A 15,531-nucleotide genomic window follows, 5' to 3' on the forward strand; every position below is an offset into this window, starting at 1 on the left:
CCCCTGCCCTGACCCTCACCCCCTCGCGGAGTAGACACGCCATGCAACGCACCAACCTCCAACTGGCTCCTCAGCATCCGTCGCTGGCCCCGCAGCCCCAGTCACTTCCGGTGGTCTCCTCGCACACCGAATGGGATCCGCTCGAGGAGGTCATCGTCGGCGTCGCGGACGGCGCCACGGTGCCCTCGTGGCACGTGACCCTCAAGTCGACCATGCCCCGCAAGCACTGGGGCTTCTTCCAGGAGCACGGCGGCAAGCCCTTCCCCCAGGACATGGTGGACGCGGCCAACCGCGACCTGGACGAGTTCGCGCACATCCTGGAGGCCGAGGGCATCCGCGTCCGCCGCCCCGAGCGCGTCTCGCACACAAAGCCCTTCTCCACGCCGGACTGGCACTCGCCGGGCGGCCTCTACACGGCCATGCCCCGCGACCTGCTGCTCGTCGTGGGCGACCACCTCATCGAGACGCCCATGCCGTGGCGCTCCCGCTATTTCGAAGTACATCCGTACCGGAAGCTATTGAAAGAGTACTTCCACGCGGGCGCGCGGTGGACCTCCGCGCCCAAGCCGCAGCTGACGGACGAGTCGTTCGACGACACCTGGGAGGTGCCGGGTGACGACGAGCCCATGCGCTACGCCCTCACGGAGTTCGAGCCGCTCTTCGACGCGGCGGACTTCGTGCGCTGCGGCCGGGACCTCTTCTACATCCGCAGCCACGTGACGAACGCGTTCGGCGTGGAGTGGCTTCGGCGGCACCTGGGCAGCGAGTACCGCCTCCACGAGCTGAAGTGCCGGGACACCAAGCCCATGCACATCGACACGACGTTCATGCCGCTGGCCCCCGGCAAGCTGCTGGTGAATCCGGAGCGCGTGGACGAACTGCCGCGGATGTTCAAGTCGTGGGACATCCTCCGCGCGCCGCCGCCCTGCGCGTCGGACGACCTCATCCTCTACTTCAGCGGCAAGTGGCTGAGCATGAACATCCTCATGCTCGATGAGCAGCGCCTCGTCGTGGACAAGAACGAGCACACGCTGATCCGCGCGTTCAAGGACTGGGGCTTCAAGCCCATCACCTGCAACTTCACCAACTTCTACCGGCTGGGAGGCTCGTTCCACTGCGCCACGCTCGACGTGCGCCGCCGTGGCGTCCTCCAGTCCTACTTCTGAGCCCGGGCTGCACGCGTCGCATCCCCTCTCCTTCGACAACCCTCCCGAGGACCGCTCCAACATGTCGTCCACGCCCCACCGGCTCTCCGAATCCCCTTCCGAACAGCGTGAACCGCCGGCCCGAAACCTGGCGCGGGAGGACGCCCCCACCGCGCCCTCCCGGGAGCTGGTGGCCTACGTCGTCCCGCGCCAGGGCCAGACGGCGCCCACCGTCGAGGAACTGCGCGGCTTCCTCAAGGAACGGCTGCCGGAGTCACTCATCCCCCAGGCGTGGATGCTGCTGGAGTCGCTGCCCCTCACCATCAACGGAAAGGTGGACCTGCGCGCGCTGCCCGCGCCCCTGCGCCCCCAGGCGGCGCAGGCCTTCCTGCCACCCCAGGGCGCGACGGAGGAGCTCATCGCCGGCACCTGGGCGAGCCTGCTGCGCGTGCCGCGCGTGGGACGGCACGACAACTTCTTCGAGCTGGGTGGCCACTCGCTGCTGGCCACCCAGGTGATGTCGCGCCTCAACTCCGCGCTGGGCACGGAACTGCCGCTGCGCATCCTCTTCGAGTCGGCCACGGTGGCGGGGCTCGCCGCCCGCGTGGACAGCGCGCGTGCCGAGGCTTCGGGGGAAGCCCTGCCGCCGCTGGTCCCCGCGCCGCGTGATGCGCCCCTGCCGCTGTCCTTCGCCCAGCAGCGGCTGTGGTTCCTCGACCAGTTGGAGCCCGGCCTTACCGCCTACAACGTCGCGGGCGCGGTGCGGCTGCTGGGCCCGCTGGACGTCCAGGCCATGGCGAAGAGCCTCCAGGCGCTCGTGCAGCGCCACGAAACGCTGCGCACCACCTTCGCGCTGGTGGACGGCCAGCCCGTGCAGCGCGTGCACCCCACGGTGGAGGTGCCGGTGCACGTGGAGGCCCTGTCCGGCGCCAGCGAGGACGCCGTGCGCCAGCGCGTGGAGGAGGAGGCGCGCAGGCCCTTCGACCTGGCCACGGGTCCGCTCCTGCGCGCGCGCCTGCTGGACCTGGGCGGCATGGAGCACGTGCTGCTCGTCACGATGCACCACATCATCTCCGACGGCTGGTCCATCAGCGTCTTCGTGCGCGAGCTGGCCGCCTTCTACGGCGCCTTCACCTCCGGGCAGGCCGCAGCGCTTCCGCCCCTGGCCGTGCAGTACGGGGACTTCTCCGTGTGGCAGCGCCAGTGGATGCGCGGCGCGCGGCTGGACGCGCAGCTGGCGTACTGGAAGCAGCAGCTGGCGGGAGCGCCGCCCTCGCTGGAGCTGCCCACGGACCGGCCCCGCCCGGCCGCGCAGCGCTACCGCGGCGCGCGCCACGCCTGGAAGCTGGGCCGGGCGCTGACGGACGCGCTCCAGCAGCTGTCGCGCCGCCAGGACGTGACCCTCTTCATGACGCTGCTGGCGGGCTTCAACGTGCTCCTGGGCCGCTACGCGCGCACGGAGGACGTCGTCATCGGCAGCGCCATCGCCAACCGCGGCCACGTGGAGACCGAGGGGCTCATCGGCTTCTTCGTCAACACGCTGGCGCTGCGCACGGACCTCTCCGGCGACCCGCGCTTCGTGGAGCTGCTGGGCCGCGTGCGGCAGACGACGCTGGGCGCCTACGCCCACCAGGACGTCCCCTTCGAGAAGCTGGTGGAGGCGCTGCAACTGCCGCGCGACCTGAGCCGCCCGCCCCTCTTCCAGGTCATGTTCGCGCTGCAGAACATGCCCCCGCCCCGCCTGGAGCTGGACGGCATGACGCTGACGCCGGTGGACGTGGAGACCGGCTCCGCGCAGTTCGACCTCACCCTGAGCCTCACCGAGGACAAGGACGGCCTGGTCGCCTGGTTCGAATACAACACCGACCTCTTCGACGCGGCCACCGTCCAGCGGCTGGCGGGCCACTACCAGACCCTGCTGGAGGGCGCCGCGCGCGACCCGCGCCTGCGCCTCTCCCGGCTGCCGCTGCTCACGCCCGCGGAGCACCAGCGGCAGCTGCTGGACTGGAACCGCACGGACGTGCCCTGGCGGCGCGACGAGTGCTTCCACGAAGTGTTCGAGGCCCAGGTGGACCGCACACCGGACGCCATCGCGGCCACATGTGAAGGCCGCTCCCTCACGTACCGGGAGTTGGACGCGCGGGCCAACCGGCTGGCGCACCACCTGCTCGCCGCGGGCGTCTCCACGGACCGCATCGTCGCGCTCTTCCTGGACCGGGAGCTGGAGTTCCTCATCGCCATGCTCGCCGTGTGGAAGGCGGGCGGGGCGTACGTGCCCATCGACCCGGCCCTGCCCCGGCACCGGCTGCGCTCCGTCGTGGAGCAGAGCCAGTGCGTGATGCTGCTCACGGAGGAGCGCCACCTCGCGGACGCCCGGGACATCGCCTCCGGCCGCCCCGTCGCGCGGGTGACGGAGCTGCTGGAGCAGGAAGCGCCCTGGACGCGCCCGGACGTGCACGTGCCGCCGGAGGCGCTCGCGTACGTCATCTTCACGTCGGGCTCCACCGGCCTGCCCAAGGGCGTGATGATTGAACACGTCGGCATGCTCAACCACCTGTGGGCGAAGCAGCACACCCTGGGCATCACCGCCCGGGACGTGGTGGCCGAAATCGCCACGCCCAGCTTCGACGTGTCGGTGTGGCAGTTCGTCTGCGCGCTGCTCGTGGGCGCGCGCACGGCCATCTTCAAGGACGAGTCCGCGTGGGAGCCCGTCCAACTGCTGGCGAAGATGCGGGACGAACGGGTCACCGTCCTGGAGACGGTGCCCACGCACATGCGCATCATGCTGGAGGAGCTGGAAGCGAACCCCGGCCGCTACGACCTGTCTGGGATGCGCTGGTTCATCGTGAACGGTGAGCCGCTCTTGCCGGAGCTGTGCGCGCGCTGGTTCAAGCTGTGGCCGGGCGTGCCCATGGTGAACGCCTACGGCGCCACGGAGGTCTCCGACGACAGCGCGCACTACCCCATGCGCTCCGCGCCCTCCATGCACTGGGCCAGCCTGCCCATCAACGGCACGCTGCCCAACCTCCAGGCGTACATCCTGGACACCTTCCTCCAGCCGGTGCCCATCGGCGTCGCGGGGGAGATGTACATCGGCGGCGTTGGCGTGGGGCGCGGCTACCTGGGGGACCCCTTCAAGACGGCCCGGTCCTTCGTGCCGGACCCGTTCGCCACGGAGCCCGGCCAGCGGCTGTACCGCACCGGTGACCTGGTGCGCTTCCTGGAGGACGGCAGCATCGAGGTGCTGGGCCGCATCGACCACCAGGTGAAGATCCGCGGCTTCCGCATCGAGATTGGCGAAGTGGAGGCCGCGCTCGCCCAGCACCCGGCCCTGCGGGACTCGGTCGTCGTCGCGCGCGGGGACAAGGGCCACGCGAAGCGGCTGGTGGCCTACGCCGCCGTCAAGGAGGCGGAAGCCGTCACCCCGGCCGCGCTCGCGGAGCACCTGTCCAGCCGGCTCGCGGACTACATGGTGCCGTCCGCCTTCGTGCTGATGGACGCGCTGCCGCTGTTGCCCAACGGCAAGGTGGACCGCAACGCGCTCCCCGCGCCGGGAGAGGGCGACCAGGGTTCGCTCACCGCGTACGTGGCGCCCCGCACGCCGCTGGAGCAGCGGATCGCGGACGTCTGGGCGGACCTGCTGGGCCTGCCCCGCGTGGGCGCGGAGGACAACTTCTTCGCGCTCGGCGGGCACTCGCTGGTGGCCATCCAGTCCAACGCGAAGCTGCGCGCCCTCACCGGCGTGGAGCTGTCCGTGCGCGACCTCTTCGAAGGCCAGACGGTGGCGCGCATCGCGCAGCGCATCGAGGCCTTGCAGAGCGTCCCCGCGGACGGTGCCGCGCCGGCGGTGGCGCTGCCGCCCCTGCGCAGGCTGGAGCCCCAGGCGCACTACCCGCTGGCCACGTACCAGTTCCCCGAGTGGTACATGCACGAGCTGGAGCCGGACAGCCCGTTCTACAACGTGTGCATCGGCGACCTGGTGCTCACCGGCGCCCTGGACCTGGACGCCTTCACCCGCGCCTGGCAGACGCTGGTGGACCGCCACGACATCTTCCGGCTGCACTTCGGTTACGTGGACGGGCAGCCCGTGCAGCGCGTCCGCCCGCACGTGGCCGTCACCCGCGAGTCGCTGTACCTGGACCGGCGCGACGTCCCGGACGCGGACTTCCACGCGGAGGTGCAGAGGCTGGCGCGGCACCACAGCGGGCAGTCGCTCGACTTCGAGAACGGCCCCATGTTCCACGTGAAGCTCGCGCACTTCTCCGGCGACCGCTTCCTCGTCCTCTTCCTCGTTCACCACATCATCTGGGACGAGACCTCCACCATGAACCTGGCGCGGGAGCTGAGTGAGCTCTACAACGCCTTCCGCGCGGCGCGAGCCCCTCGCCTGCCGGAGCTGCGGCTGGGCTACGTGGACTACGCCACGTGGATCCACGACGCCGTCGCCTCCGGCGGACTGGAGCCCCAGCGCCGCTACTGGCTCCAGAAGTTCGCCACGCTCCCGCCGCCCCTGGAGCTGCCGCTCGACTTCCCGCGCCCCGCCTTCCAGACGTTCAACGGCGCGGAGGTCCACCGCGTCATCCCCAGGGAGCGCAGCGCCGCCATCGACGCCTTCGCCCGCCGGCACCACACCACGCTCAACATCGTCTTCCTCTCCGCGCTGCACGCGCAGCTGCACCGGCTGAGCGGACAGCGGGACTTCGTGGTGGGCACGCCCATCGCCAACCGCGACGACGAGCGCGTGGCGCCGCTCCTGGGGCTCTTCGCCACCGCGCTGCCCATGCGCTGCACCGTGCGGTCCGGCATGACCTTCCAGCAGCTGCTGGAGGACACGCGTCAGACGGCGGCGGAGGCCTATGACCACCACGTCTACCCCAGCGTGCTGGCCATCCAGGAGCTGAACCCGGACGCGGACCTGTCCCGCAACCGCCTCTTCTCCGTGATGTACGGGCTGCAGAACAACAAGCTGCGGCTCGCCGACGAGGTCCGCTTCGACGGGCTCCAGCTGGAGTTCCTGCGCGGCATCGAGGTCGCCGAGAGCGAGACGTCCAAGTTCGACCTCACGTACATCGTGGACCACGTCGCCAGCGGCGTCATCGTCCGGCTCAACTACAACACCGACCTGTTCAAGGCCGCGACCGCGGAGCGGATGCTGGAGCAGTACCTCTCGCTCGTCGAACAGCTGGTGGCGGACCCCACCCGCGCGCTCGCGGACTACCGGATGTTGTCCACGACGTCGGAGCAGCGGCTGCTGCACGCGTTCAACGACACCGCGCTGCCCTTCGACGCGGACACCGGCGTGCACCGCATGGTGGAAGCACAGGTGGAGCGCACGCCGGACGCGGTGGCGCTGTCCTGGGAGGGCGGACACCTCACGTACCGGCAACTGGACCAGGAGGCCAACCGCTGGGCCCACCACCTGCGGGCGCACGGCGTGGGCCCGGAGGACCGGGTCGGCGTGCGACTGGAGCCGTCACCGGAGCTGGTGCTCGCGCTGCTGGCCGTGCTCAAGGCGGGAGCCGCGTACGTGCCCGTCAGCCCGGAGCATCCGGAGGAGCGTCAGGCCCAGGTGCTGGACGCGGCAGGAGCCCGGCTGCTCATCACCCTGGGGCAGCCGGTTGAAAGCCTCCAGCGCCCGGGGCTGACGGTGCTCTCCATGGACGCGGAGCGCGCTGGCGTCGCGTCCCGGCCCCCCACCGCTCCGGCGGGTTCGCTGGGTGGGCGCGCGCTGGCCTACGTGCTGTTCACGTCGGGCACCACGGGCGTGCCGAAGGGCATTGAAATCGAGCACCGGGGCATCGCCAACGTCGTCGCCTCCACCCAGCGGGACTACGCGCTGGACGCGAGCGACGCGGTGCTGCTGCTCACCTCGTTCACGTTCGACCCGTTCGTGCTGGACCTCTACTGGCCGCTGACCGTGGGCGCGCGGGTGGTGATTCCGCCGCACGCCGCGGCCCGCTCGCCCCAGTACCTGGCAGAGGTCGTGCGCCGCGAATCCATCACCCTGTTCCAGTGCGTGCCCCTGATGCTGGGGGAGCTGGTGGACGCGCGGCGTGCCGGGCGCATCCCGGAGCTGCCGTCGCTGCGGCGGATCCTCTCCGGCGGCGCGTACCTGCCGCGCGAGCTGCGCGACGCGTTCCTCGCGACGTTCCCCGCACGTCTGGCGAACCACTACGGCCCCACGGAGGTCACTGTGGACGCCAGCCGCTTCGACTGCGCGCGGCCGGTGGAGGGCGACATCGTTCCGCTGGGCCGGCCCATCGCCAACACGCGCCTCTACCTGTTGGATGAAGCGCTGCGCCCCGTGCCCTTCGGCGTCACGGGCGAGTTGTACGTGAGCACGCCAGGGCTCGCGCGAGGCTACCTGGGCGACCCGGCGCGCACCGCTCGCGCCTTCCTGCCAGACCCCTTCCACCCGGAGCCGGGCACGCGGATGTACCGCACCGGAGACCTGGGCCGGTACACCGAGGCGGGCGACGTCGAGTTCATCGGCCGCGTGGACAAGCAGGTGAAGGTCCGCGGCAACCGCGTGGAGCTGGAGGAGATTGAATCCCGGCTCGCCGCGCACCCGGCCGTGGCCGGCTGCATCGTGCGGCACGCGAAGAAGCCGGGCGGCGGCGACGGTCTGGTGGCCACCGTGGAGCTGCACGAGGCCGCGAGCACGCTCCAGGGAGAGGGCCTGCGCTACCGGATGTTCACGCTCGCCCAGCGCCCGGAGCTGAAGCGGGCCATGGACGACCTGCACGTGGGCGCGTGGCCGGACTTCTTCGCGGGGGACACCGTCCTGCGCGAGTTCTGGCCGAGGCTCGCGGAGGAGTTCGCCGCGCACCAGTTCGCGCTCGTCGACGAGGACGACGCGGTGGTGGCCGCCGGCAACGCGCTGCCCATCCGTTGGGACGGCACGCGCGAGGGCCTGCCCGCGGGTTGGGACGCGGGGCTGCGGCAGGGCTTCGAGGACGCGGCGCGAGGCGTCCCCGCCGACACGCTGATGATCCTCACCGGCGTGGTGGCCGAGGACGCCCTGGGCCGGGGGCTCGCCACGCTCATCCTGCGGGGCTTCAAGGCGCTGGCGCGCGCGCACGGGCTGGGCCGGGTGGTCGTCCCGGTGCGGCCCACGGGCAAGGCGTCGCGCCCGGACCTGTCCTTCGAACAGTGGTGCCACGCGCGCCGCGAGGACGGACAGCTCCAGGACCCGTGGCTGCGCATCCACGAGCGCGTGGGCGGGCGGATGCTCCACGTGGAGCCGCGCTCACAGTACATCCGCGCGGACCTGGCCTCGTGGGAGCGGTGGAGCGGCCAGCGGCTCACCGCGTCCGGCGAGTACACGCTCCCGGGCACCATGCAGCCGGTGACGGTGGACGTGGAGCAGGGCTTCGGCGAGTACCACGACCCGAGCGTGTGGATGGAGCACCCCCACGCGCAAGGCGAGGCCTCCCCGTGGCACCACGTGGACGGCGCCCGGCTCCAGGACTTCCTCGCGAGGACGCTGCCGGACTACATGCTGCCGGAGCGCTACCAGTTCGTCTCGCGCCTGCGCCGCCATCTCAGCGGCAAGGTGGATGAGCGGGCCCTGCCCCCGGCCTTTGGCGACGAAGGGCCCGCCGCGCCGCCGGTCGCGCCCCAGACGCCGCTCCAGGAGCGGCTGGCGGCCCTCTGGAAGGAGGTGCTGGGCCTGACCAGCGTGGGCATCCACGCGGACTTCTTCGAGCTGGGAGGGCACTCCATGCGCGCCCTCCAGCTGCTGGCGCGCCTGACCGACCAGTTCGGCGTGACGCTGGGCCTGCGGCAACTGCTCAAGCACCGCACCATCCACGGCCTGGAGAAGCTCGTCGGCGACGCCCTGGCCACCCGGGCCGCCGCTCCGGACGCGGCGACTTCCCCGGCGGTCCCCCTCACGGCCGTGCCCGTGGCGGAAGCAGCCGGGGCGCCCTCCCTCGTGGGCCAGGGCGAGGCCGTGGGCCACCACGGGGAGCTGCTCCAGGGCGTGTTCCGCGACGCGGACGGGCGCCTGCACCGGGGCCTGCTGTCGCTGCCGTGCGGCATGCTGCGCTCGGAGGCGCGCTTCCAGCTCACGTCCGGCGCGGGGCTCACCGTGGAGCCCGCGTGGAAGACCAAGGCGGGCCGGGCCGCCGCGCTCACCCTGGAGTGGGCGGGCGTGGAGCCGCGCGGCGCGCACCTGGTGGTGCACAGCAACATCCCGGTGGGCTGGGGGCTGGGCTCATCCACGAGCGACGTGGTGGCCACCATCCGCGCCGTGTCCGCGGCGCTGGACCGGCCGCTGACGCCGGAGGACACCGCGCGGCTGGCGGTGAAGGCGGAGACGGCGTCGGACTCCACCATCTTCGGCAACAGCGCCCTGCTCTTCGGACATCGCGAGGGCGTCGTGCTCCACCGCTTCAGCGGCGAGGTGCTCGACCTGCGGGTGGTGAGCATCAACCTGGACGCGGGCGGCAAGGGCGTGGACACCCTGGCCCACGCGCCCGCCCGCTACGACAGCGAGGAGATCGAGACGTTCCAGCGCCTGAGAGCGTCGCTGGAGCAGGCGCTCGCGACGCGGGACTACCGGCTGCTGGGAGAGGTGGCCACGGCCAGCGCCCGCATCAACCAGCGCTTCCTGCCCAAGCCCCACTTCGAAATGCTGCTGGAGGTGATGGAGTCCTCCGGCGCGGTGGGGCTCCAGGTGGCGCACAGCGGAACGGTGGCGGGGCTCCTCTTCGACCCGCGCACGCCGGACGTGGAGGCGCGGTTGTCCAGGTGCCAGGCGCTCCTCGCGGAGCGGGGCTTCCCCGACACGTGGCGCTTCTCCAGCCGAGACCGGGGCCGGCCCGCCCCCGCCTGACGCGCCCTACGCGGGAGGCCGATGCGCGGCGACGTAGCCGCGCATCACCTCCTGGAAGAAGCGCCGTCCGACGAAGAAGCCGCCCAGCGGAGCACCGGACCAGAGGTCCCCGGTGGACGGGTCGAGGATCCACGGCGTGATGTCGACACCCTCCGCGCCCGAGGCCCTGCGCAGCGCTCCCAGCCGCGCCCGGTCCTCGGACATGGGCGGCCGTCCCAGCTCGAACACCTCGATGGACGCACGCCGCGCCGGGGAGCGCGCCGCGCCGGCATCGAGGCAGCGAAGGACCAGCGCCGTCACCTGCTCGCGCGTCAGGGAGAAGCGCCGCTCCGGGGTCTCCTCACGGTCCACCATGCACGCCAGCTTCAGCCCGCGCGCGTCCCACCGGTGCACCACCACGTCCGCGGCGTCCGCCAGGGCCTGGGCTCCGTCGGGGGCGCCCCACACGAAGCCGCGCTCGGCGATGGCGCGGTGGGCGAAATAGGAAGCGAAGGACGCGGCATCACCGCGCTGCTTGGGAGAGGTCGTCATGGGAGAGGGGCACGCGCCGCCTCGATTCTAATTCCAACAGCCCCCCGCGAGCGAAGCCCAGGAGGCCCGCACACGATGGACGACGCACCCCGGCTGTGGACCCGCGGGTGCATGCGGGGGCCACGGGGGATTCATCACCGCGAGCGCGCGGATGCCCCCGGTGTTCGCCGCCGCGCCACCGCACGGTCATCCAGATTGCGCGCAACAACGAACTCAACAGCCAGGAGCCCACCCGGGCACGGCTGCCTCAAAACCTGTCCGACAGTCGGTCAGGTTGAGGCGTCGCGTCTCCAACGGACCTCCAACTGCCTACTCACGCCCGGCGGTGGCTGCGGCGGTACGCGCCGGGAGCGGTCCCGTCCCAACGCTTGAAGGCCCGGTTGAAGGACGCCTCGCTCTGGTAGCCGATGGCCGGAGCGACCTCGCTCAGGGGCAGCTCGCTTTCGCGCAGGAGCTGGGCGGCCTTGATCATCCGCCACCCGACCAGGTACTCCAGCGGCGGCTCTCCCACGAGCTCGCTGAAGCGCGCGGCGAAGCCGGACCGCGACAGGGCCACGGAGGACGCGAGGCTCTCCACCGTCCAGGGCTCCTCGGGGCGCTCGTGGATGAGCGCGAGCGCCTTGCCAATCTGCGGATCCGCCAGCGCCCGCAGCCCGCTCTCCCGGCACGACTCCTCCGACTTCATGATGTGGGCCCGCAGGGCCTGCACCAGCAGGATGTCCGCGAGCCGGCTCATGATGACGGTGGCGCCCGGGTGCGACGACGCGCTCTCCGTCAGCAGCAACTGCACCGTGGACGCCAGTGAAGGTGCCGTCGCCGCGTCGTCCGCGGCCAGGTGGATGACACGAGGCAGCTCCTTGAAGAGGAGCGTGCGCGGCGCGACGCCCAACTGGAACGACGCCGCGACCAGCGTCGTCCGCTCTCCGTCGCCGCCCAGCCGGATGGAACCCTTTCCCCGGGCGCTCGCGCAGGCTCCCGGAGCAAGGACATGAACGGGGCTGTCCTCCGCGTCGCGCAGCGTGTGGCCTCCGCCATGCGGCAGCACCGCCAGGTCCCCCGCGGACAGCTCCAGGGCGCCTGGAACGCCCTCCACCTCCAGCCGGGCCCCGCCACGCGCGACGAGGATGATGTGCGCGCCCGGGGACGTCCCGAACTGGAGCCCCCACGGCGCGAACAGCTCGAAACGGCCGTGCATCCGGGTGGACAGGCGCAGGGTGTCCAGGACGTCCGCCAGCACATCCGCACCCTGTCCCTCCAGCACTCCTGGACGATCGGTCAATTTATTTGGACTGGATGCCATGGAACGTCCATAGCGCCTGGAGCATTCAACGGCCATGGCAAATACACTGAAGCTGCTCTCCCCCTTGCGTCTGGGCCGGCTCGAACTGAAGAACCGGCTGGTGATGGCCCCCATGACCCGCAGCCGGGCGCTGGTGGACGGCAACGTCCCCAACCCCCTGGCGGTGACCTATTACGTGCAGCGGGCGTCCGCGGGCCTCATCGTCTCGGAGGGCACCCAGGTCAGTCCCCAGGGCGTCGGGGGCATCCGCACGCCGGGCATCCACTCGCCGGAGCAGGTGGCGGGCTGGCGCAAGGTGACGGACGCGGTCCACGCGGCGGGCGGCCTCATCTTCGCGCAGCTGTGGCACGTGGGGCGCGTCTCGCACCCGGACTTCCATGGCGGCGAGCTGCCGGTGGCCCCCTCCGCCATCGCGGTGGAGCAGGAGGTCTTCACGTTCCAGGGCAAGAAGCGCGCGGGGACGCCCCGGGCCCTGGAGACGCATGAGCTCCCCGGCATCGTCGAGCAGTTCCGCCAGGCCGCTCGCAACGCGAAGGAGGCCGGCTTCGACGGCGCGGAGCTGCATGGCAGCAACGGCTACCTGTTGGACCAGTTCCTGCGGGACGGCTCCAACCAGCGCACGGACGCGTACGGCGGCAGCATCGAGAACCGGGCGCGCCTCCCGCTGGAGGCGGCGCGGGCGGTGGCGGAGGTGTTCGGCGCGGACCGCGTGGGCTACCGGCTCTTTCCGCAGAACTTCCCGTACACGGGCATGCACGACTCCACGCCCGCGGAGACGTTCACGTACATCGCGCGGGAGCTGGGCAAGCTGGGCCTGGGCTACCTGCACGTGACGGAGCTCGTCACGGGCCCCGCCGCTCCGGCGCCCGAGCAGCGCATCACTCCGGCGCTCCGCAAGGCCTTCCCGGGCGTCCTCATCGCCAATGGGGGCTACGACGCGCAGGCCGGTGAAGCAGTCATCGAGCGCGGCGAGGCGGACCTCGTGGCGTACGGCGTGCCGTTCCTCGCCAACCCGGACCTGCCGGAGCGCTTCCGCCGGTCCGCCCCGCTCAACACGCCGGACGCGTCGACCTTCTTCCAGGGCGAGGAGCAGGGCTTCACCAGCTACCCGGCGCTCACCTGAGCCCGGAAGGGAACCATCATGAGCACGCAGCGAATGGACGTCCTGGAGCGAAGGCTGGAGCGGATCATCGACCTGCCGGAGCCCACGCAGGGGCAGTTCGGGCCCGCGCACACGGTGGTGCCGGTCATCTCACCGGAGGACTACGCGCGGTCGGATCCGTTCATCTTGTTGATGGACGACCGCATCGACGGCAAGCCCATCGGCGGGCCGCATCCGCACGCGGGCTTCGAGACGGTGACCCTCGTGGTGAAGGGCGGGATGACCCACGACAGCGGCAGCCTGGGTGAAGGCGACGTGCAGTGGATGACGGCGGGCAGCGGCGTCATCCACGGCGAGGGACTGGAGGGCGACCTGGGCCAGGCGCGCATCCTCCAGCTCTGGCTCACGTTGCCAAAGGCCCAGCGCTGGGTGCCCGCGGGCTACCAGGACCTGCCGTACGCGGAGCTGCCGGTGCGGCGCGAGCCGGGCGTGGAGGTGCGGCTGTACAGCGGCACGTCGGGGACGGTGCGGTCGGCGACGAAGAACTACGTGCCCGTCACGCTGGCGGAGCTCCAGCTGGAGCCGGGCGCGTCCATCGCGCAGGAACTGCCCGCTTCGTACAACGGCTTCTTCTACGTGCTGGAGGGAGAGGTCGCGGTGGGGCCGGACCGCCGGTCGCTGAAGCCCGGGCAGGTGGGCTGGCTGGACCGGCCGGTGTCGGGAGGCGACAGCACGGTCCGCGTCACCGGGACGACGCGGGCGCGGGTGCTGCTGTACGCGGGTCAACCGCAGCGCGAGCCGCTGGTGAGCCACGGGCCGTTCATCGGGGACACCCAGGAGGACATCCTGAGGTCCTTCGAGGGGTACCGCGCGGGCCGCTTCGGTCCGCCACCGCCGAGGTAGCGGACCGCGGAGCCGCGAGCGTCAGCGGCTCTCGACGGGGGCCGGCGCCAGGGTGGCGCCGGCCGGCGCGCCGGAGTTCGCGCGCTCCAGGTGCGGGCCCAGCTGGCCCATCAGCATCAGCCCGGCCATGCGGAAGTCGGAGATGAACGACCAGAGCGGGTACTTGAAGGTCGCGGGGCGGTTGTGCTCGATCTTGAAGTGGCTGGCCCACGCGAAGCCGTAGGCGCACACCAGGGCGGCGGGAATCAGCGCGCCGCGTCCGGTGACGGCGGCGGTGATACCCAGACCCACGCCCAGGCTGGTGCCGGCGAGGTGCAGCCAGCGTGTCGACGCATGCGAATGCTCGCGCAGGTAGAACGGCCAGAACTCGGCATAGGTCTGGATGCGGTCGGACATGAAGTGAAGTTGTGTCCAGCTGCCCGCCTCTCGTCAACCCATGAGGGCCTCCTTCGTGCCTGCACCGACACCGGTCGGCTCCGCCAGGGCCGCAACCCGGACCGGGACCGAGGGCAGGAGGGCAGCCAGGCGGTCCTCGACGCGGCCTGTCGTTTTCGGACGGACCGGGAACAATCCGGTACGGACGGCCCAGACGGAAGGAAGCGCGAACCGCGCGTGTCGTGAAAGACTCGGGGGCGCGCATGAGTGACTGGACGCCCAAGCTGAACCCCACGGTGGACCTGCGGCGGCTCCCGCTGAACGCGGAGGAGGGCTTCGTGCTGTCGCGGCTGGACGGCCACACGCGCGAGAAGGACCTGCCCGCGCTGACGGGGTTCCCGCCAGACAAGCTGCGAGACATCCTCACGAGGCTGGTGTCCCAGGGAGCGCTGCTGCCGGGCACGGAGGCCGCGAGTCCCGTGAACACGGTGCGGCCGCCGGAAGCTCCGGCCCCGTTGACGGATCATCCCGCGCCGGCGCTCGACGCGAGCGACACGGAACCGCTGCCGGAGGCGGAAGCGGGAGACAGCGCCGACGACGAAGCCGGCCCCGTGGACGACGTGCCGGAGACGGTGCAGGGCGACTACCGCAAGCTCTTCGAGACGCGGCTGCACGCGCTACCGGAGGACCAGCGGGTGGCGCTCGCGCATGGGGCGGAGGACCCGGAGCTGTCCGCGCTGTGCTTCGACCCGGTGCCCGCCGTCATCAAGGCCGTGCTGGAGAACTCGCGAGTGGGCCTCGCGCACGCACGGCTCATCGCGAGGCACCACCGCAACCCCGTGGGCCTGGAGGCGCTGGTGGCCCGAGCCGCCTTCGCGTCCGACACAGGCGTGCGCCGCTTCCTCGTGCGCAACCCGCAGCTGCCGGCCGCCCTCTTCCGCCGCCTGTGGGCGATGCGCCGGCTGATGGAGCACCACAAGCTCACGGTGGACCGGGACGTGCCGGAGCAGACCCGCCGCACCGCGCGAGAGCTGTTGCGCCAGCGCTTCTCCACCGGGCCCTCCGAGGAGAAGGTGGAGCTCATCCTCAACACGGAAGGCCGAGCCCTGGGCGCGCTCGTGGGCATGCCGGTGGACGGCAAGACGACGTCGCTCCTGTGCGGGCGCACCTACCGTTCGCCCATGCTGGTGCAGAACATCGCGCGCTGGAGCGCCGCGCCGCCCGCGCTCATCGCGCACCTGCTCAAGCAGGAGCTGGTCCGCCGTCAGCCCCAGCTGCGCATGATGCTCGCGCGCCACCCCAACGCCCCCGCTGACGCGAAGCGCACCTGAGCCGC

8 protein-coding genes are annotated in these 15,531 nt (G+C 71.6%); 5 read left to right on the forward strand and 3 right to left on the reverse strand.

Annotated features, from left to right (window positions below):
• Positions 1 to 41: 41 nt before the first annotated feature.
• Complete coding sequence (locus D7Y21_RS17525; RefSeq protein WP_199735435.1) at positions 42 to 1,166, forward strand: inosamine-phosphate amidinotransferase 1; 1,125 nt, start codon at positions 42 to 44, stop codon at positions 1,164 to 1,166.
• A 61-nt stretch (positions 1,167 to 1,227) separates the two neighbouring features.
• Complete coding sequence (locus D7Y21_RS17530; protein ID WP_121714528.1) at positions 1,228 to 9,984, forward strand: non-ribosomal peptide synthetase; 8,757 nt, start codon at positions 1,228 to 1,230, stop codon at positions 9,982 to 9,984.
• A 6-nt stretch (positions 9,985 to 9,990) separates the two neighbouring features.
• On the opposite strand, the gene D7Y21_RS17535 is transcribed toward D7Y21_RS17530, so the two are convergent.
• Together D7Y21_RS17535 and D7Y21_RS17540 are read right to left on the reverse strand one after the other, a co-directional pair.
• A complete protein-coding gene (locus D7Y21_RS17535) occupies positions 9,991 to 10,515 on the reverse strand; it encodes a hypothetical protein (protein WP_121714530.1) in 525 nt (174 codons plus the stop codon).
• Positions 10,516 to 10,828: 313 nt separating this feature from the next.
• Positions 10,829 to 11,752 carry an AraC family transcriptional regulator gene (locus D7Y21_RS17540; protein WP_233612159.1) on the reverse strand — a complete coding sequence of 308 codons (924 nt, stop codon included), beginning with the start codon at positions 11,750 to 11,752 and terminating at the stop codon, positions 10,829 to 10,831.
• Between the two features lie 97 nt (positions 11,753 to 11,849).
• Between D7Y21_RS17540 and D7Y21_RS17545 the strand changes: the two genes are divergently transcribed.
• Both D7Y21_RS17545 and D7Y21_RS17550 read left to right on the forward strand, forming a co-directional pair.
• The gene (locus tag D7Y21_RS17545; RefSeq protein ID WP_121714532.1) at positions 11,850 to 12,938 is read left to right on the forward strand and encodes an alkene reductase; all 1,089 of its coding nucleotides are present in this window, start codon (positions 11,850 to 11,852) and stop codon (positions 12,936 to 12,938) included.
• Positions 12,939 to 12,956: 18 nt separating this feature from the next.
• A complete protein-coding gene (locus D7Y21_RS17550; RefSeq protein WP_121714534.1) occupies positions 12,957 to 13,820 on the forward strand; it encodes a pirin family protein in 864 nt (287 codons plus the stop codon).
• Between the two features lie 21 nt (positions 13,821 to 13,841).
• On the opposite strand, the gene D7Y21_RS17555 is transcribed toward D7Y21_RS17550, so the two are convergent.
• Positions 13,842 to 14,216, reverse strand: a complete 375-nt coding sequence (locus D7Y21_RS17555) for a DUF962 domain-containing protein (RefSeq protein WP_120567482.1) — start codon at positions 14,214 to 14,216, stop codon at positions 13,842 to 13,844.
• Between the two features lie 242 nt (positions 14,217 to 14,458).
• On the opposite strand from D7Y21_RS17555, the gene D7Y21_RS17560 reads away from it, so the two are divergent.
• Positions 14,459 to 15,526, forward strand: coding sequence for a hypothetical protein (locus D7Y21_RS17560; protein WP_199735436.1), 1,068 nt, complete (start codon positions 14,459 to 14,461; stop codon positions 15,524 to 15,526).
• Positions 15,527 to 15,531: the final 5 nt, after the last annotated feature.

It is taken from the genome of Corallococcus sp. AB045 (genome assembly GCF_003668895.1).
In the GTDB taxonomy this organism is placed as follows: domain Bacteria; phylum Myxococcota; class Myxococcia; order Myxococcales; family Myxococcaceae; genus Corallococcus; species Corallococcus coralloides.

Bases quoted from the DNA above. Each gene is read 5' to 3' on its own strand.
- D7Y21_RS17525 (WP_199735435.1), top strand. From the start codon at position 42: ATGCAACGCACCAACCTCCAACTGGCTCCTCAGCATCCGTCGCTGGCC.
- D7Y21_RS17530 (WP_121714528.1), top strand. From the start codon at position 1,228: ATGTCGTCCACGCCCCACCGGCTCTCCGAATCCCCTTCCGAACAGCGT.
- D7Y21_RS17535 (WP_121714530.1), bottom strand. From the start codon at position 10,515: ATGACGACCTCTCCCAAGCAGCGCGGTGATGCCGCGTCCTTCGCTTCC.
- D7Y21_RS17545 (WP_121714532.1), top strand. From the start codon at position 11,850: ATGGCAAATACACTGAAGCTGCTCTCCCCCTTGCGTCTGGGCCGGCTC.
- D7Y21_RS17550 (WP_121714534.1), top strand. From the start codon at position 12,957: ATGAGCACGCAGCGAATGGACGTCCTGGAGCGAAGGCTGGAGCGGATC.
- D7Y21_RS17555 (WP_120567482.1), bottom strand. From the start codon at position 14,216: ATGTCCGACCGCATCCAGACCTATGCCGAGTTCTGGCCGTTCTACCTG.
- D7Y21_RS17560 (WP_199735436.1), top strand. From the start codon at position 14,459: ATGAGTGACTGGACGCCCAAGCTGAACCCCACGGTGGACCTGCGGCGG.